The following is a 16,594-nucleotide window of genomic DNA, read 5'->3' on the forward strand; positions in this document are numbered from 1 at the left end:
TTACCATCTACAATAAGATCAATTGCAAGGGACGGTTTCCGTACCTCGGGTAAAGAAGTTGCTGCACTTGCCATAGGGACCGACGAGAAAACGGTAGTACCCACAATGATCGCCATCAACGTTTTCTTAAACATATTTATCACATCTCCTTGTAGACATTTTAATCTATTGCTACTTTACCGAAACGCTTCTTCAAATACGGCCATGACTTCTTTGTTCTCATAAGGCTTTGTATGGTTGTATGCACATGCGCGAATATGCGGAAGATGCGGAATAATAATTAATTTCGCGAGTAACGGATCAATTGATAGATCGTGCATCATGCGTACCGGATCAATCGGCGGATCGATGAGAATCACTTTCTTCGCAATATTCTCTTCCGTGAACGATTCGATCGTCTGCTTCAACAACTTCGTCCCCCGTGTCGTGCCATCTGTGATGAAATGAACAGATAGTGCGGAAGGTGCAAGGCGACTGAGCAACTCCGATTGTCCTGCATCCAGAATCACATGAATATGCGCATAATAGTTCAATCGCGTCTTCAATTCAGCGACGACCTCATCGACACGCTCCAACGTCTGATTCAGATTCCCTTCAACACAGACAAATTGCTGCTCCAGCCGCTGCTCCAAGAATGTATCTAGCGTCATCGGCTCCACGCCATACTGCCGTAACTTTGACTCCCCGGTGAGATCGAGCAACAATGTATTCTGACGACGCGATACCACGCCCGCCCACGTTAATGCCGTAGCCGTACGCCCCGTACCCTCAGATCCAACGAAGATCCGCAGAGAATTTTTGATGACACTATCCACGATCACGACATCTTCCACACGCTGCGATAAGAGCAAATTGATTAATTTCTGCTGGTATTCAATAATCGTTGCATCTTCCTCACATAACTTGAACACAAGATTGATCAAGCTCTTAATCTTCTCTTCCATAATGGACAACGATACGCGATTCTGCTGCAAGTCTCCTAATATCTTCGTCGTCAGCGCTCCAATATTCGAAGGGGTGAAGATGGGTTTCAGCGGATTCATAACCGCATTAATATAGTCATTGTTCGAGGGCAACTCCGCTTCGAATTGTTCGAGCAGTCCGCTCACGCTCTGATCCATCGCTTGATAGACTTCGATAACTCCCTTCGATAATTCCATGAGCTCCATCTGAACCTGCAACCGAGATTCGATGAGTGACTGCAGTCGACTCTGATCTTGGTAGACGAGCTTCACAGAAGCAACACCGTCCAATGCTTGTCTCACGCCAGCGATCCGGGCATCCACCGTCTCTTCCGCGGATTTCATAATGGCGAACATGATGGACATGATCTTATCGGCAACGATGCTGCTTTCCAGTCCTTTATATGCGGCACGATCAATACCCAACGCTTTGAGCTTCTCGAATCGTTCTTCTGCCGAGAGCGACGTATCCTTGAAGACATCGATAATCTGTTGATCGAGCAGTTCCAGCATCTTCATCAGATTCGCATATTGCGTATTCTCGACCATCAGCTCGCGTAAAATCGTATCTTTCTGCAGCGATTTTTTAAAAAAGTCAAAATCACCAAATTTCCCCATCTCAGCCACTCGGGCTTCCAGCGTCGAATAAGGTTCGACATAGGGTTCTTCCGCCACAGCGACCTCAGCTTCTGCCAGCAAGACGGTAGGCTCTGGTTCATAGCCCGCTTCGGGTTCGACAGGTGGTTCTTCCGGTATATGCGGAGGCTCTGGCGGCAATAAGACCGTCTCGAGCAGCGAAGCATCATACGTCTTCTTGTCCGCTGATTCCAACACACGGTTGTCCGATCCTATGAGACGAATCTCAATAATCGTATTAATCGCATCCTGAATGCCTTCGGGATTAATCTTGTCCGCTTTCACCTTCGTCACATCGCCTTGAATCAGCTCCGTATCCTTATCTTTCTGATAGAAGTAGACGACGCCGACCGAAGGATGCCGCTCTTGGATCGCTTCGTTCAGTCGCAGTCCCATGGATCCCCGCATATCTTTCGGTCCAAGCACGATCGCATCCATATTGGAGACCGCCGGATCCAGTGGAAGCGTCTCTATCATTTTCTTCACATTGGTCTGGAACCCTTTCTCTCCTAACGCTTTCTTAACAAATGGGCCTAATGCTGCTCCATATATCATGTATCCTGCTTCCTCCCATGAATGAGTTCACCTGAATCATTGGAATTTATCTTTATAATCTTTGAGAAACTGTATATTCAATTGCGAATTCCGATCCATGTTATACATGTACGGGAAATAATATCCGCCCACGATATGCGCCTGCTTCATAAAAGGTTGATCTAAGTTATACGTCCTCGCGACGAACTGAAGCAGATGCTCCATATATGTCTTAGATGCGTCGAACGTCTTCTGTTCTCCCTTCGTACGTTTCCCAGGCTCTGACTTCGATGCACGCTTTAGCTTCTCATAATCCTCGTTTAGCTGCTTTATGAGATCTGCCCGCTTCGCGGCATATGGCTTGTTCAACTCTTTGACACGCGCCTTCAACTCTTGAACCGTTGCTTCCATCACATCCATCTCTTGGCGGTGTTGCTGCTTGATCTTAGCGAACTCTACCGCTTGTTGTTTCAATTCCGCGGTTTTCTGATCCTTTGCGGATGCACCTGGCTGAATTATTCGAATGCCATACCCCGCCAAGCCGGATAATATCGCCACGATACAGATCCACACAATCCATTTACCACGCCGTGTGGATGACACGGACGTCGAATCGCTCTTGTTCTGACGCTTCGTTGACGACTTCTCATGCGTGGTTGCCGCTCGCTGAAGCTTCATCTCCAGCATATGTATCGCCATCTCCAACTCTTTTGCAACGCTAGACTTCGCGTTCAACGCGAGTAAGGATCGGTATACTGCCATTGCATTCTTCAACATGCCTTTTGCTTCGAAATCCTTCGCATGCCTCAGAAGCGATGCATTCAATGTCCCCTGTTCACTCGCAATCTCTGGCTGCCTCACATCAACCTCGGGCTGCGCCTTGCCAAGAATCAATTGCTCCATCTTCGATAATGCTATGAGCCACTCACCGAATGTCGGACATTGACTGAGATCATGGCTTCCCCACGCTCGAACGAACAAGGACGTCAATTCCTCGCCCCACGCCATACGAAGCGATTCCCTCATGGCCTGATACCGCTCGCAATTTGTTCCGAGCTCGCCGGGCGCGTAATAACTCTCCCCCCATACTTGTGATACGAACGTATCTGTGCATGAAGCCAGCATCTCGCCTAAGAGCACGGCGCCTGCGAATCGATCTGCGTTCGCACACCACATCGAGGCTTCATTCAACCGAGGGAATCCGTATCCTGGTGATCCCGCAGGTACATATTCGGGCCTCTCGAGTTGCGTCGAGTACATCTGCTCCAAATCAATGAACTGTATCGATGCATCCGTATTCACGATCTCAAATTGATCGTTCATCATCGGTAGAATGATATTCGGTCCCGACAAATCGCAATGAGCCAGACCTCGCTGCTCCATGGCTGCGAGCGATTTCACGAATGCAAGAGCAATTACGTAACTCTGTTCCTTGCTTAACATTTCCTCCGATATCAGCACATCCATCCATGTAGGCCCTTCAATCCAAGGCATCACAACGGCATAGAGCAAATCCGGCTCCTTGCTAAGCAATGCCGCATTCTCAGGCGTAATCACGGATCGACTGCACGCTTCGAGGCCCGGAATCCTCGCAAATTGAGCCATTTGGCTTGCATAATAAACCGTCATTGGATTGACGAATTTCGTGCGAAAGACTTTCATCGCTTTCTTCTGTCGCCGATCTTCTGAATAGAGCAGGTACACAATCCCTTGACGCCCCTCCTGACCATAAGGAATACCCGCTGCACCAGGGTGTTCCCCAATGCTGTATCGTTCGCCATTCATCTCAAGCAGCGCATCTACTTCCGGTTGAAACCCCATCCTTCATTCTCCTTATACTTCCCTAGTACAACTTCACAGTCATAGCCCATCCCACAGGTCGTTTCCCCATCGAATATGGAAAAATGCCATATCATCACTCGAGGCATCCGCCGCTTCCTGCTTGATCACCTGAGATAACAATGCCGTCGTCACCGGATTATGGAAATCTAGCACATGCAATCCGTCCGTATAGAGTAGAACTTCCCCTCCATTGCCGATATCCCCCTGTTGCAGCGGGGCACAATAAATGTGAGCTTTTCCATGGACAATGCCAGATTCACTATTCCATTGATGAGACGTATGGAATTGATCCCCTAGCAATTCACTTGTCTCCTCAGCACCCTGCCAGAGTCGTATCCGAAGATCGCCATGCCAGGCGAGACGTATGCTTCCTTCCGGCCTAGATAAGCTCGGCAGATCTACTCTTCCGCAAGCGAACATCGTACCGCTGCCTTGTCTTTTCTTCGCTTGTAATACTTCGCGAAGCATGCCCTGGATATGTTCTGGAATCGAATGATCTTCGAGTTCCTTCCTCGCTCGAGCAGCTGCAGTGTCCAAAACCACTGCCAACTCACGTTCGAGCATGGAGGCATCCAGCGATGCTCTGCTTAATGACGCCAGCCACTCCAACAGGCGGTCACCTACAAATCTCGCAGCGAAGTCGCCATAATACGACATACTAATGCCGTCACAAAGCACGAATACGATCGACTGATCCGATTCCGCGAATGTGCAATAATCTTGACCGGTATCTCCCGATGCTCGCGACTCCGCTGAACGCGAATAACCGTACCGATAACTCCAACCTGACCTGATCTCTTCTCGAAACAAGGTCTCCGACGCTTGCGGAACATGAACACATACATCCCTCATTAGCGCACCGGCGTCGCTGCAGACATCTGGAATCCTAACGAGACCAGATCTGGATTCGTCCCTGGGAACATGAGCAGCGCCCCTTCGGTCAAATGATAGTTCGCATCAAGCATCATTTCGCGATAGCTCTCTGGCATCACAGAGGACATCTTTTGCAATTTAACGCCGTATTCATCCGTAAATACGGTATCATCGTGTACGCCAGACCAACATTTTGGATCATCGATCGCACGTTCCAGCACATCATCAGAGATAAAGATGTTCTCGACAAGTACATGGCCATCAGGCACGGACATCGCTTGTATGCGGCGTACAATCGGTTCCGGGTCTTCGCCGGAATATACGCCATCCGTCATATGGCAGATGAGCGGGGCCGGGCAGGATTGCATGAACGGTAGCTCTTGCTGCAACAACTTCTCCGCATACAAGAATGCATCGGCCGTATTCGTGTATCGATACGTGCGCAAATTCGGCAAATCGCCGGATCCCATAACTTCATCGATTCGTTTAATCCCGTCCAGCAAATCATGCACCTCATCGCTATAAGCCAAGATAGCGACGCGATAGCGCGAAGAGATGCGGCTCCCTTTCGTGGATCGGAATACCATTTGCCTTAAAGCAACGTAGAGAGCGTCCCGCACCACATCGATTCGGCGCCTACCGCCATCCGTCAGCGTCATCGAGCCACTCACATCGAGCAGATAGATAACTAACGCCGGATGACTCTGGGTCGCTTGCGTCGTATACGGCTCACGCTGCACCATCTCATGCTCACGTACCCTCGACTTCGCTGGATACGCTGCCAGCTGTGACGGAGTTACCGCTTCGGTTCGCATCAAGATCGTCTCTGTCACCTGTGCGCTTGCATACATGACCTGAATCTGTAACAATGCTTCTCGTACCTCACGTACACGCTGATACCGTCGATCAGGGTTCGGGTCTAGCATCTTCAGTAGGACATCCAGCGTCTCTTGCGTCACATCACCTAGTGTCGTTCGAATCGATTCCCGATGTTGGAAGTAGAACTTACCCTTCGAGAGCAAATAATACAGAACAGCCCCCATCGCATAAATATCCGTTCGCTGATCCGTCTGCCTGCGCTCGAACTGTTCCGGTGCCGCGAATGCGACCGTCCCCATTTGAACTGTATCCGCGAATTTATCTTGGTCGTACGCGCGGGCAATCCCGAAATCGATTAACCGAATATTGTCGAATTCATCGATCATCATGTTCGAAGGCTTCAAATCCCGGAATATGATCGGCTTCGGTTGCTGATGCAGGTAGTCCAAAATATCGCATAATTGCAACATATACTTGAAAATTCGATGCCTTGGCAACTGATTCGCCGCCGCTTGGAATATCTCTTGGAGCGTTCGTCCTTGGATGAACTCCATTACGAGATAACAGCGACCCTCTGAATCCGGCTCGAAATAATCCGCAATCTGAGGAATATAAGGATGCGACAGACGCGATAGCAACTGAGCTTCCTCTAAAAACATCTCGGCCCCTTGATGCCGCATCATTTCTTTCATAGCCCACGCTTTGTTATTCAGCTTCGTATCATGGACCAGATATACTGCCCCCATACCTCCTTTGGCTATAAGCGTCTCTACCCGGTATCGATTCTCCAATATGGTTCCAGGTTGTAGCACGATCTCTCACCGCCCTTGTTCTCATCCATTCACCTTGTGTTCTACCACACTTCCTCCACCCTATAACCGTTTGAAAGAAATGATATCTTCCAGAACTCCACCATATCGTCGCCAAGCGCGACTTTGATGCCCCGTCTTACTTTGATTGGTATGTGCGTAAGTTCTTTGCGCAGCAGTACACCCTGATCCTCGTAGGTCAGAACGCTCCACGTTCGCACTCTGTATTTGCGCGTACCGAACATTTTGGGCGGATTCTTATATATTGATTCCAATATCTCGTTGCACAGCGTGCTCGTTGCATATTGACTAAAATAGCTAATTTCAATAGACTCATGAGTGAGAATATAAGCATCGTCTGCCCGCTCTAGAAAATCATATAAATCCGAAGAAATATGATCTGGAATTGACTTTCTTCGACTTCGAGCCAGTATAGAGAGCAGAGCTAGACATCCAACGAGCACCGTCAAAAGAAAGGCCATTGAATAGTAGGTCATTCTATCACCGCTTATCCGTTGTAATGATTCATCCCGATCTTGATCAACCCGACGAAGGAGCTGCATCATGAAAACCAAAGAAATTACCGCCGCACAATTCTCTGCGGCATTCGGCACGGATCGTATTGTACCCGGTTCATTTTCTTATTTCTTCTGCGATAATGGTATCGGAATCATCCGCGACAATCATCGAAAATCCATCGAAATCGTCACGAATGATGCTTCGGTTCCGACAGACATTTCATATGAGGAAGAACTGGTTCTCCTAAGCCTGGTCTGCGGCGAATTCCAGGAAGAGATTGTTATTCCCGCTCAAGATACGCTGGAAGACTATGAGACAAGGGAGAAGCATAGCCGTCGACCGCTCTATGCCATGTGGATCGGATACGCATTATTCGTCGCAATCTGCATCCTCGTCCTCCTCCTCGTATATCGTTAGATTCATTTCTTCAATCGAGCGATCCATGCTTGCTCAGCTTTCATCGCAGAGGATCCCCTTCTCATTTTCTGCGAATATTGCACCGCCCCTGCAAGCCTCCCATCAATGAATTGACTCGTTGCACCGAGAGACTCCATTAACGCTTCAACCGCTCGATTGATGCATGCTGTACCCTCTTTCATCGTGCGCCCTTCCTCATTGGATAGGTCGAGATGCAGGGAATCTTCATGCAATTTCATTAACTTCTTATGGATCCCTTGAATACTTTTATTTGCTTTGTCCTCGAACTGGCGACTAGCCACATAGAGCGTCTCGAGCTGCACGGGGTCGAGTAGATTCGTCTTACCGCCCATAGGCCGCGTCCTCCTTATTCAACTGAACTAGAACAGGGTCTCCCGTAGGATTTTCAATCATCTGCTGAACTTGGTCGACAACAACAGCTAGTTCCGCAATTTCACCTTGCATCTGTTCATACTTCTCTTCTAGAATCTTAATGAATGTCAAATCGCTAGATTCCGCTGCATTGTGATAGACTTCAATCAACGCCGTTACCTCACCATGAAGGGTCTCTAATTCATCCGCGATCTTAACCATTACTTCACGAGGATGCTCGTAACTCTCTGTATCTGAAATCATGCTCTCCTCCTTACTTGCTTGTCCCCCGCAACTTAACGTTTATGCTAGAGTAGCAGCTGTTTCGTTGCTATACGCTCCTCTTGGGTCGATGCCGCTGGTTTCATGGCCGCTTCTACGAGATGCTCTCGCTTAGCCTTTGCCATCATCGATGTCTCGATCGGTTCTACATTCACCATAGGCCGATGCTTAGGTATTGCATCTCTGACAATCGGTTGCTGCTGCAATTGTTGTTCTATACAGTCCTGCGCTCCCCTCTCGCTGTTCGCAGGCTCTACTTGTCCCTTTTGATCAGTCACGCTTCGATACTTCGGGGCAGCCTGATAGCGTTCTTCATAAGGGATGGCAGATAGGAAGAATCGATCCCATGCCATCTCATATTCTTCTTTTGCGGTGAGGGAGAAGGATACGCTCTTCCGAATCTCTTGCGGTTTCAGAATGAAATTCCTCACGCTGATCATGGCCGTAATGGCATGCAACACTCCACAGCAAATCTCAATATTTCGTTCTAATGCTCCGTCTACCAACCTTAGATAAGGGGCAAGAATGTGCAGCGGTCTTGGCGCTTGCTGGTAAAACCATTCGACAATCTCCTGGTTCACGCTCGTTCCACCCACCAACTCCATCAAATGCTCCAAATCCGCATACCGATCAGCTAGAATAACTGCTTGGTCATACACATCGCGATGAACATAATAGTATCGGTCCTCTTTGTGAAGAACGAGCGTATTGATGGTCACCGGTATATATCGTTCCTTCGAACAGACGATCATTCGATGTTACCTCCGTCCTTATTACTCCTGTGTTATGAATATGCCCGGGTCCACTGCTTCTCCGCGAATGAACAAGCCCAAATGCAAATGCGGCCCCGTCGTCTGGGCTCCCGTATTGCCAGATTTCGCAATTTCATCGTATTGTGCAACTTTCTGCCCCGGAACAACCTCTAAACTCGATAAGTGCCCATATAGTGTTGTAATACCATGTCCATGATTGATCTTGACATAGTTGCCGATCGCGTAGTTGCTCGAAGCTTCTTCTACGACGCCGTGAAATGCCGATAGCACTGCCGTCCCCTCTGGAGCGCTGAAGTCCATGCCTTTATGAAATGTCATCGCTTCGCGCGTCACTGGATCAAGCCGTACTCCGAAAGGCGATGTCATGACGCCCGGAATCTCGAGCGGCGATTTGAATGTCGTTACCTCTCCCAATTCCGGGTACGTCGTAGCTTGTCTCACCCTCTCGCGCTGCTGCTCGACCTTGTTCTCCAAGCTCTTCAGCTCTTGCTCGCCTTGTGCCATATCTTGTGCCGGGACTTCATACGTGTGCACATATTGCGCAACCCAATCTTTGCGCAGCTGCTGCTTCGCCTTCAGATCATTCGAAATGGAGCGATACTTCGCATCCAGCGCCAGTATATCCTCCACCTCTTGATCCTTACTCTGTTCCATAGCGGTTATCGTCTCATTCAACGTATCTGATAAGGCGTATAGTTCTAGATCCATCTCTTTCAGCATGCTCTGTTGATTCGCATCATGCAGCCCAGCGGCCACAGCCAGCATCGCATTCGCGTTCACTTGATACGCTGCCGCATGATACGCCTCTTCCATCTTATTCAGCTTCTTTCCTTCCACGGCAGCATCACTTACCGCAACGCCATACATCCGCAACAAAACAGAGGCATCTTCTGCATAGATCGTTGAACTGGATAGTAGAAACATAGCAAGTGCTAATCGAATGACTCTATTCATAAATGCCTCCTGTATTTATTATTTTGTGATTTTTATATCCCAATAGTCTTTTGTTGTGTAATCGTCCTCATATAAAATTCGATACGCGTCTTTTTCTGAAACATTTAAATAGAAGTATCCCTCGTAAGTTTGGTTTTTTTGTAAATCTACCATCGTGACTAAATTAGATTCGAAATATTCTCCCAGGTTCCCTGTAGCCGCACCGATATAATTCTCCCCAAGTTCTAAATCACCAGCCTCATATGCTGATAACCTCCAAATACTTCCATTAATATCTTTATTAGGAATTATCTTTCCTTTAATCACAAGATAACGTCCTAGAACCGGCTTCACCCATTCTCCATTCGCCATCTTTAAACGTTCATAAACTTGACCTTCTTCCATCGTTATTTCTACACTTCCTATTTTCTTCGTTTTTTCCCCTATAATCTCAATTTTCCCAAGTGAATCATTATGTTGCTTGTCATCCTTACTCTCATTCTTCTCCGTTTGTTGTTCCGTGTTTGTTGCAACAGCAGAATTATTTCCTTCGTTTTGTGTCGTTTCCCCTTTACTTCCACATCCACTTACAACCAAACCAAAAACTAATGCCATTATTATGACTTTCCATGTTTTTTTCATTTGCAACCTCCGAATTTAGTTTTTTGATTGAACTAATACGACATCGCACGATCGCCATGTGTATAGATATACCGATTTCCTTCAACTCTTCCATTCATTTGAACCGTCGTATTCATTGCCCGCATGATTCCAGGTAAAAACCATAACCTCAATGAAAACTCTGCATTACCTTTTACATAGGTCAGATGTTCTCTTAAATCCTTTTTCGTATTAAACTGGATTAATGCTTGCATTCTCGATAATTTCTTCTCTTCATTGCTATGTAGAAGTAGGAATAGTCGTAAATAATCTTTATAATCCAACAAAATTTCTTTTAAAATTGGCAACCCAATAATTTCCACATTTTTTCCTTGTAAAAACAGGCCTATATCTTTTACTGCTTTAACAACCCCATACGCAATCGCAGCTATCATAACTAATATTGGATGCCCCAGAGCTCTTACCTCTCGATCCATAAACCCTTCCAACGTCCTCAGCGCCAAGCGGAACAAAAACAACTCTCCATACGCCGCACTTATATTCCCTCCCGGTGTATCCAGACCATACACGATATATTCCAGTTCCGATCCTTTCACGCTCATCATCTTCGTGAACTCAGCTGCGATCTTATCCATATCGGGTTTTGGCGATGCAAGTATCGGGCCAAAGTTCGGCTTGAAGCTGTTAAACCGCTGCACAGCATATTCATTCACATAGAGTTCATTGCGCATCGTCATTAAGAAGTTGCTCAAGCCTTCGAACAGCTTGTCCATTGCTCCCATCGCGGATTCCGCGGAATCTTCCATATCGTCCGTGATTGGGATGTTCGACTCGCCTGACTTGCCTCCCCCCACCCCGCCGGACGCGAGATAACTCTGATAGAATCCATCCAACTTGACATAATCCTCACGTGCTGTCTCAATCCCTTTCACCATCTTAATGATCGTGAACATATCCTTCATACCGAACTCGCCTTGCTTCTCCAGCGAAGGCGCACTCCCGTCACTTCCATCCTGCTGCTGACTCTGCTTGGTTCTCGCTTGATAGACTTCGTTATCCTTCCGACGCTTCTCTTCTTCCGGATAATTGTTCGGATTGCCATGTTGCACAATCTCTCCATTCACCGCTTCATGCTTCGCATGCGTGCCGCCTGTCAACCCTTGCACGGGTGATACTCCCGGCAGATTCGTCGTCCGATGATAGACCGTAGGCATCATACTCTGAAGCTGACTTATGCCCGCCTTCGTCTCCATCAATTGACGCTGTTCCGCGGCCAATTCCCGCTCAATCCGTTCAAAATAGCTATCTGGCAGAATTAACGCTTCCAGCTCTTTTACGACTTTATCCAGCTGCTCTTCAACAGCGCCTAACTGTGGATCCGTAGATGTTGTACCCTCCGTCTCAGGTGCATTCGACACTTTTTCATAATTCTGCTGCTGCGTATCTTGCTTGGCCTTCTCCCATGCCGCCTTCATCTCTTGATTCGACTGCTTCGCACTCTCGATTGCCTCTTTCATCGTCGCATAGCTTTTCTCCATGTCCTTCACAGTCTTAAGCGCATGATTCATGGTCTGATGCAGACCGGATAGATATGGATTAATGACGGCAAGATTCCGGCTGATCTTCGCATCCAGCTCGCTGATCTTCTGATCCAAATAGCTAATCTGGCCCGAGAGCAATTCAATTTGCCTGTCTAACGATGACGTATCGACAGATTGACCGGGTTGCGCGCTGGCGATCCGAGCGCTTCGCTCTGACTCTAGAGAGGACCTCTCCGTTTGTTTGCTCGACCGAGTACCATCAAGCCGGTCACGTTCATAATCCATGGACTGCGTATCTATGTACTGGCTATGAATCGTGCTATACTGCCCGCCTGCTTGCCGAATCTTACTGATGTCGGTTAGCAATGAACTGCTCTTACCGAGCAGTCCCTGACGCTCTTTCCAAAAGTCTTCCAACTTCTTCTCCCGCTTCGTATAATGCTTCTTCATCTTCTTCGCCGATTTTGTCGCAGCCGATGCAGTCTTCAACACCTTTGCGAGCGGCTTGAATTTGTCCAGCATATTCAGCGTAATCTCGATCGGCGCTTTATACTTCATGTCTTCTAAAATCTGCTGCTGCAAAATCACATGCTTGCCTAAGTCACCCGTCGTCTGCATCTGTGCTGAGCCTCGCAGCAGTTCCGGCGTAATGAGTTGGAATCCACCGTCTTCCGGCTTATTCAAGTTCTCTTCGATGATCTGCTCGAACAGTTCTTTCACCTCGGACTCTTTCACACCGAATAGACCATACTTTCCTTGCAGCTCCTGATCGAACGCAGCTAACACCGAACGCACCGCTGCTTGCACGGCCGCATCCGTCTGACGCTTCGAAGCCTGAATTCTGGCATAATCGATCAGCACCGCATTGAAGAAGAAAATGATCGCAATGATCGAAATGAGGAAGATCGATACCGTTCCTCGTGTATTTCGTATGAACTTTCGCATCTGACACGCTCTTTTCTTTATAAGCCTTATTCCTACTTTTTCAATTCATATTCCGTATCAAAATAGTATCCTGCTAGCGCTGCCTCCTTCGCCGTGGAATAAATATTCTCAATTACAATGCCGTTCACGGGATCGACTTCCGTACTGACAGGCGCTTTATCCGCAAACGCATAATATTTCATTCCGTTTCTCGTATAGCCCAGCACCATCCGGGCACGATCAATCTTCGAACCTCCAATACTGAACCCGCTTATCGGTTTCGAGGTCGTTAACGTAACATTCTGCACAAGGACGAGAAGACTCGGGCCTTCGATGGGATTAACTCCGCTAAAGGTTGTTACTGATTTGGAATGTAGAAGAAATTCTTCCAATACGGGTTAATCGTATTCGTCTCGTTAATCTGATAGGCCATATCATTGGAAATGTTATTGTTAATAATCTTCCGCGCTTCACCTCTCGAAAGACTTCCGGTTGAGGTAGGCGGCAACCCTTGGATTTTCGCAAGGGTGCTATCTGTTAAGGCGAGCGACTCCTCCATCCCCATATTCAATCCATAACTCGTCCCCCCATAGGTATAGAGATAAGGGATTTTCATCCCGAACACCAAATCCCACTCCACTCCATTTGCAGGTGTCTCCGGGTAATTCCCTGCTTCATTCGTCACCAATTGGTGTGAAGCAAGATAATACCCATCATACGCAGCTACCGCTGCAACGGGGATATAGTCCTTAATCGATGCTTTATTCTCTGCTGATGGATACATATCGTAATTGAATGCGAATACATCCAAAAAAGTATCTAAGGCAAGGGCCGGATTTACAGTCACAGCCTTCTGCTTCGTATAATCCATTTCCAAGTTCCCTGTATTCAACATCGCCATCGCTCCAGCATCCGTCGCATAATCAATCGCATAAGATAGCTTCAAGCGCTCAATCTCATCTTTCTCTTGAGAAACATACTTCATATAACCGAGTAACAATGCAGCAATGAACAAGATTGCAACGATGTTCACGATTCCAAAATGACGACTCATCTGCCACCTACTTCCTCACCATGCCTGCTAAGGTCTGCTCGAATTTCGGCGGAGTAAGATGCAATATTCGGTATTGAAGACGCTGTCCACCGGTATAATCGATCGCTTTGACCGTCACTTTGATAATATCGCCTTGATTCCACTTACTTAAGTCATCATTCAGCACATAAGACGTATACGTTCCTTGCTTACCATCAGGATTGACGACTTTCATATATCGCTTCACTGTCGCATCCATCGTCATGCCATAAGAGGAGATCCCTAGGTAGAAATCCGCAAGATCTGCATCGGATAGGCGCCCATTATCTGTTACCTTATCGATGAAATTCGTCATTTCATTCAATATGCTTCGATTCATGGTTAGATCCTTGCCCATCGATTTGATAATTAACGGCCCCCCTACCAATATTACAAACGCTAATAATACCCCCAATATTTTATTGAATATGTCTGTCATGCTTCCAACCTCTCTCTATGCCCGAGCTAATCTGGATTCTTCGATTGCGAACAGCATATCTTTCATCAGCACGCCGTAATAGATTGAGACATGACCAGCCTCATCCCGATACTTCATCAGCGATACGATCTTCCCCCTCGCTCCTTTCTTGAGCGAACCATACATATTCGTCTTATACTGATCCTTCGGGTCTAAATACTCGAAGATTAGTTCTGCAGCTTGTCCACGCGCGCATGTCGGAACCGCGACCAGGACGGTCATCCCTTTCCGGTACAGGGGAATGTGTATACCAAATAATCTCATGTTATAACCTCCTTAACGATGAATCTCCCAGAATCTCATCCCAGTCCCTGATGGGTCTGATCGTGGCCCCGCAAAGAGTGAGAGTTGTACTGGTGTCGACAGCGGAAGTAGTGACCTTGCTTCCTGCAGCATGAGTTCTTTATTCGTGAAAAAAGCATCATCAATCGGAAACTCCTGTGGCGTTCCCGTCATATTCAGACGTATCTTCCTCGGTTCCGGTGTATATCGATCTGCTACAACGAGCATCATCAAGGCGTCATTCGTCGTCAACACTCGTGCTGTCGGGATGATCTCGCTCTCCGTCTCCAGCGCGGTCTTCTCAATCTGAACGCCGAAACCACCCACATGCCCTTGGAATAACGGAACCGCGCAATAGATCATAATAGGCGTAAAGATCGCGAGTGCCATAATCAATGTCATGAGATCAAACGCATCATCTGCTTCATTCATCGACTATTCCTCCTTAACGATGACATCATAAGCATCCAGTTTCTTGTCCGCACCAATGACCGTTAACCTTATTTTCTTAGAGAACATCGAAGCCAGATCTTCGATCTTCGTCACATTAATACCGTAAGCATTGCCTGACAGCGACTTCACGGCATTCGCATTCTTCTCGAGCATCACGAAGGCCGATGCGGCGGGAATCGGTCCGTGCTGAGCCGTATTGATTAATTCCGTTGCGAACGTCTCTGCTTGAATCTCTGCTACACTTGTAACAGCTTCGCGGCTGAATCCTTGACTCATCGCCCAGAATAAGCTGATCATGCCGACGATTACGGCGACCACGATGAGCGTGATCATGACATGGATACTATTGCTGACTTCATTATCCATAGACTGCTAATTCCTCCTAAACTCAATTCGGATGAGCGCTCGGTTCAGATCGTATTCCAGATGAGCCTGGTACGTTGCAGTTACACCCTCGAAGAGTTCCGTCAGATATAGCGTTGTGAACTTATCTGCCGGCGTATCTTGCGTCCACTTTAGAGCAAAGTTCACGTCAGATCCTGGGGAAGTATCAACCCATATGGCTGGCATACCTCGCGATTCTCCGATCGCAGTGATGATATCCTGTGAGTACACCATCGTCCCATTGAACTGGCTATACTGACGATACTCCTTCACAATGGCTACTGCATTATCATCCTCTTGCATAATTCCAGCACCATTTCTAGCTAATGCTCCTAACACGACGATGAAACCAAGAACCAATGCTGCCGTCATCGCACTAATGCTCGCCCAAATGGCGGCCGGCCACTCATTCATAACATCCCCTCCTTTGTTTCTTACTCTATGAGAATCCGCGAAGGCATCGCATGCATTTCGCGGATCTTAACAGTATAAAAAATGATATTATTGCTGCGTGAAACAAACTCCCACGATTGTCCCCGTGTTATCTTTAATCAGTTCAGCCATAAATTTCGCAGTAGGACGTACGAATGTCGCTTTCCCCGTCTCGGATAATGGAATGTATACCATGTTATACTTCATACTGCCTTGTCCCGCGATATCCTTCGTATAATAGGAGACACCGTTTGCTTTCGTGAAAGAATCTGTCAAGAATGTCGTTTCACTCGTTCCTGACAGCAAGGCGCCATAGTTATATCCTGCATCTTTATTGCTCGTAGCCATTGCTTTCGTACGTGTCACCATCGCAACCGGTCTACCCTCAAACAATTTAATCGCCGATACCACCTGTGTACCAGATAGAATTTTCTGGTCGTAGTCATCAAACTGTGCCAATGCCATGGAATCCATGGAGTTCTGCACCGTCGTAATTCCCTGATTCGTCGTCCCCCGCGTAAAACCTAGAATGACAAAAATAACCGAAATAATAACCCCAATGACAATTAACGCAATCGCTATTCGTGCGCCTGATCCCAATTCGCCTTCCATTGATTATTCACTCCTCAAATTTGG

General features: G+C 47.4%; 20 protein-coding genes and 1 pseudogene. 1 reads left to right on the forward strand and 20 read right to left on the reverse strand.

Going from position 1 to position 16,594, the window contains the following annotated elements; genetic code table 11:
* Positions 1-176 precede the first annotated feature (176 nt).
* The 6 genes and pseudogenes from BBG47_RS19915 to BBG47_RS19935 all read right to left on the reverse strand — a co-directional run bounded on the left by BBG47_RS19915 (position 177) and on the right by BBG47_RS19935 (position 7,050).
* On the reverse strand, positions 177-2,153 hold the full coding sequence (locus tag BBG47_RS19915; RefSeq protein ID WP_065293169.1) for a hypothetical protein: 1,977 nt from the start codon (positions 2,151-2,153) through the stop codon (positions 177-179).
* A gap of 36 nt (positions 2,154-2,189) precedes the next feature.
* Positions 2,190-3,953: a serine/threonine-protein kinase gene (locus BBG47_RS19920; protein ID WP_065293170.1), complete on the reverse strand. Its 1,764-nt coding sequence runs from the start codon at positions 3,951-3,953 to the stop codon at positions 2,190-2,192.
* A 39-nt stretch (positions 3,954-3,992) separates the two neighbouring features.
* Complete coding sequence (locus BBG47_RS19925) at positions 3,993-4,826, reverse strand: protein phosphatase 2C domain-containing protein (protein WP_065293171.1); 834 nt, start codon at positions 4,824-4,826, stop codon at positions 3,993-3,995.
* A complete protein-coding gene (locus BBG47_RS30830) occupies positions 4,826-5,590 on the reverse strand; it encodes a vWA domain-containing protein (protein ID WP_065293205.1) in 765 nt (254 codons plus the stop codon). Before BBG47_RS30830 ends, BBG47_RS19925 begins: the two co-directional genes overlap by 1 nt.
* A gap of 135 nt (positions 5,591-5,725) precedes the next feature.
* Positions 5,726-6,478: pseudogene (locus BBG47_RS30835) on the reverse strand (serine/threonine protein kinase); the annotation flags it as partial.
* 41 nt (positions 6,479-6,519) lie between these two features.
* Positions 6,520-7,050, reverse strand: coding sequence for a hypothetical protein (locus tag BBG47_RS19935; protein ID WP_175400590.1), 531 nt, complete (start codon positions 7,048-7,050; stop codon positions 6,520-6,522).
* Between BBG47_RS19935 and BBG47_RS19940 the strand changes: the two genes are divergently transcribed.
* Positions 7,040-7,411 carry a hypothetical protein gene (locus BBG47_RS19940; protein WP_065293173.1) on the forward strand — a complete coding sequence of 124 codons (372 nt, stop codon included), beginning with the start codon at positions 7,040-7,042 and terminating at the stop codon, positions 7,409-7,411. The two genes, BBG47_RS19935 and BBG47_RS19940, sit on opposite strands and share 11 nt — an antisense overlap.
* 2 nt (positions 7,412-7,413) lie before the next feature.
* Here BBG47_RS19940 and BBG47_RS19945 read toward each other — a convergent pair whose 3' ends face one another.
* The 14 genes from BBG47_RS19945 to BBG47_RS20010 form a co-directional block, all read right to left on the reverse strand.
* Positions 7,414-7,764 carry a hypothetical protein gene (locus BBG47_RS19945; protein ID WP_065293174.1) on the reverse strand — a complete coding sequence of 117 codons (351 nt, stop codon included), beginning with the start codon at positions 7,762-7,764 and terminating at the stop codon, positions 7,414-7,416.
* Positions 7,754-8,047, reverse strand: a complete 294-nt coding sequence (locus BBG47_RS19950; protein WP_065293175.1) for a hypothetical protein — start codon at positions 8,045-8,047, stop codon at positions 7,754-7,756. The genes BBG47_RS19945 and BBG47_RS19950 overlap by 11 nt, the downstream gene beginning before the upstream one ends.
* 44 nt (positions 8,048-8,091) lie before the next feature.
* Positions 8,092-8,817, reverse strand: coding sequence for a hypothetical protein (locus BBG47_RS19955; RefSeq protein ID WP_065293176.1), 726 nt, complete (start codon positions 8,815-8,817; stop codon positions 8,092-8,094).
* 21 nt (positions 8,818-8,838) lie between these two features.
* Complete coding sequence (locus tag BBG47_RS19960) at positions 8,839-9,792, reverse strand: M23 family metallopeptidase (protein WP_065293177.1); 954 nt, start codon at positions 9,790-9,792, stop codon at positions 8,839-8,841.
* A gap of 18 nt (positions 9,793-9,810) precedes the next feature.
* The gene (locus tag BBG47_RS19965) at positions 9,811-10,413 is read right to left on the reverse strand and encodes a hypothetical protein (protein ID WP_065293178.1); all 603 of its coding nucleotides are present in this window, start codon (positions 10,411-10,413) and stop codon (positions 9,811-9,813) included.
* Between the two features lie 32 nt (positions 10,414-10,445).
* On the reverse strand, positions 10,446-12,878 hold the full coding sequence (locus tag BBG47_RS19970) for a hypothetical protein (RefSeq protein WP_065293179.1): 2,433 nt from the start codon (positions 12,876-12,878) through the stop codon (positions 10,446-10,448).
* 32 nt (positions 12,879-12,910) lie between these two features.
* Positions 12,911-13,165: a hypothetical protein gene (locus tag BBG47_RS19975; RefSeq protein ID WP_065293180.1), complete on the reverse strand. Its 255-nt coding sequence runs from the start codon at positions 13,163-13,165 to the stop codon at positions 12,911-12,913.
* Positions 13,166-13,215: 50 nt separating this feature from the next.
* Complete coding sequence (locus tag BBG47_RS19980; RefSeq protein ID WP_065293181.1) at positions 13,216-13,911, reverse strand: hypothetical protein; 696 nt, start codon at positions 13,909-13,911, stop codon at positions 13,216-13,218.
* 7 nt (positions 13,912-13,918) lie between these two features.
* On the reverse strand, positions 13,919-14,368 hold the full coding sequence (locus BBG47_RS19985; RefSeq protein ID WP_065293182.1) for a hypothetical protein: 450 nt from the start codon (positions 14,366-14,368) through the stop codon (positions 13,919-13,921).
* A 15-nt stretch (positions 14,369-14,383) separates the two neighbouring features.
* Positions 14,384-14,671: a hypothetical protein gene (locus tag BBG47_RS19990; protein ID WP_065293183.1), complete on the reverse strand. Its 288-nt coding sequence runs from the start codon at positions 14,669-14,671 to the stop codon at positions 14,384-14,386.
* A 12-nt stretch (positions 14,672-14,683) separates the two neighbouring features.
* Entirely contained in the window at positions 14,684-15,121 is a 438-nt protein-coding gene (locus BBG47_RS19995; protein ID WP_065293184.1) for a hypothetical protein, read from the reverse strand.
* A gap of 3 nt (positions 15,122-15,124) precedes the next feature.
* On the reverse strand, positions 15,125-15,508 hold the full coding sequence (locus BBG47_RS20000; protein ID WP_065293185.1) for a hypothetical protein: 384 nt from the start codon (positions 15,506-15,508) through the stop codon (positions 15,125-15,127).
* 6 nt (positions 15,509-15,514) lie between these two features.
* Positions 15,515-15,940, reverse strand: a complete 426-nt coding sequence (locus BBG47_RS20005; protein ID WP_065293186.1) for a hypothetical protein — start codon at positions 15,938-15,940, stop codon at positions 15,515-15,517.
* An 87-nt stretch (positions 15,941-16,027) separates the two neighbouring features.
* Positions 16,028-16,570 carry a hypothetical protein gene (locus BBG47_RS20010; RefSeq protein WP_065293187.1) on the reverse strand — a complete coding sequence of 181 codons (543 nt, stop codon included), beginning with the start codon at positions 16,568-16,570 and terminating at the stop codon, positions 16,028-16,030.
* Between the last annotated feature and the right edge of the window lie 24 nt (positions 16,571-16,594).

It is taken from the genome of Paenibacillus sp. KS1 (assembly GCF_001680695.1).
Classification (GTDB): domain Bacteria; phylum Bacillota; class Bacilli; order Paenibacillales; family Paenibacillaceae; genus Paenibacillus_B; species Paenibacillus_B suaedae.

Coding starts and splice junctions, on each gene's coding strand:
- BBG47_RS19915 (WP_065293169.1), bottom strand. CDS start 2,153: ATGATATATGGAGCAGCATTAGGCCCATTTGTTAAGAAAGCGTTAGGA.
- BBG47_RS19920 (WP_065293170.1), bottom strand. CDS start 3,953: ATGGGGTTTCAACCGGAAGTAGATGCGCTGCTTGAGATGAATGGCGAA.
- BBG47_RS19925 (WP_065293171.1), bottom strand. CDS start 4,826: ATGAGGGATGTATGTGTTCATGTTCCGCAAGCGTCGGAGACCTTGTTT.
- BBG47_RS30830 (WP_065293205.1), bottom strand. CDS start 5,590: ATGGTGCAGCGTGAGCCGTATACGACGCAAGCGACCCAGAGTCATCCG.
- BBG47_RS19940 (WP_065293173.1), top strand. CDS start 7,040: ATGAAAACCAAAGAAATTACCGCCGCACAATTCTCTGCGGCATTCGGC.
- BBG47_RS19945 (WP_065293174.1), bottom strand. CDS start 7,764: ATGGGCGGTAAGACGAATCTACTCGACCCCGTGCAGCTCGAGACGCTC.
- BBG47_RS19950 (WP_065293175.1), bottom strand. CDS start 8,047: ATGATTTCAGATACAGAGAGTTACGAGCATCCTCGTGAAGTAATGGTT.
- BBG47_RS19955 (WP_065293176.1), bottom strand. CDS start 8,817: ATGATCGTCTGTTCGAAGGAACGATATATACCGGTGACCATCAATACG.
- BBG47_RS19960 (WP_065293177.1), bottom strand. CDS start 9,792: ATGAATAGAGTCATTCGATTAGCACTTGCTATGTTTCTACTATCCAGT.
- BBG47_RS19965 (WP_065293178.1), bottom strand. CDS start 10,413: ATGAAAAAAACATGGAAAGTCATAATAATGGCATTAGTTTTTGGTTTG.
- BBG47_RS19970 (WP_065293179.1), bottom strand. CDS start 12,878: ATGCGAAAGTTCATACGAAATACACGAGGAACGGTATCGATCTTCCTC.
- BBG47_RS19980 (WP_065293181.1), bottom strand. CDS start 13,911: ATGAGTCGTCATTTTGGAATCGTGAACATCGTTGCAATCTTGTTCATT.
- BBG47_RS19985 (WP_065293182.1), bottom strand. CDS start 14,368: ATGACAGACATATTCAATAAAATATTGGGGGTATTATTAGCGTTTGTA.
- BBG47_RS19990 (WP_065293183.1), bottom strand. CDS start 14,671: ATGAGATTATTTGGTATACACATTCCCCTGTACCGGAAAGGGATGACC.
- BBG47_RS19995 (WP_065293184.1), bottom strand. CDS start 15,121: ATGAATGAAGCAGATGATGCGTTTGATCTCATGACATTGATTATGGCA.
- BBG47_RS20000 (WP_065293185.1), bottom strand. CDS start 15,508: ATGGATAATGAAGTCAGCAATAGTATCCATGTCATGATCACGCTCATC.
- BBG47_RS20005 (WP_065293186.1), bottom strand. CDS start 15,940: ATGAATGAGTGGCCGGCCGCCATTTGGGCGAGCATTAGTGCGATGACG.
- BBG47_RS20010 (WP_065293187.1), bottom strand. CDS start 16,570: ATGGAAGGCGAATTGGGATCAGGCGCACGAATAGCGATTGCGTTAATT.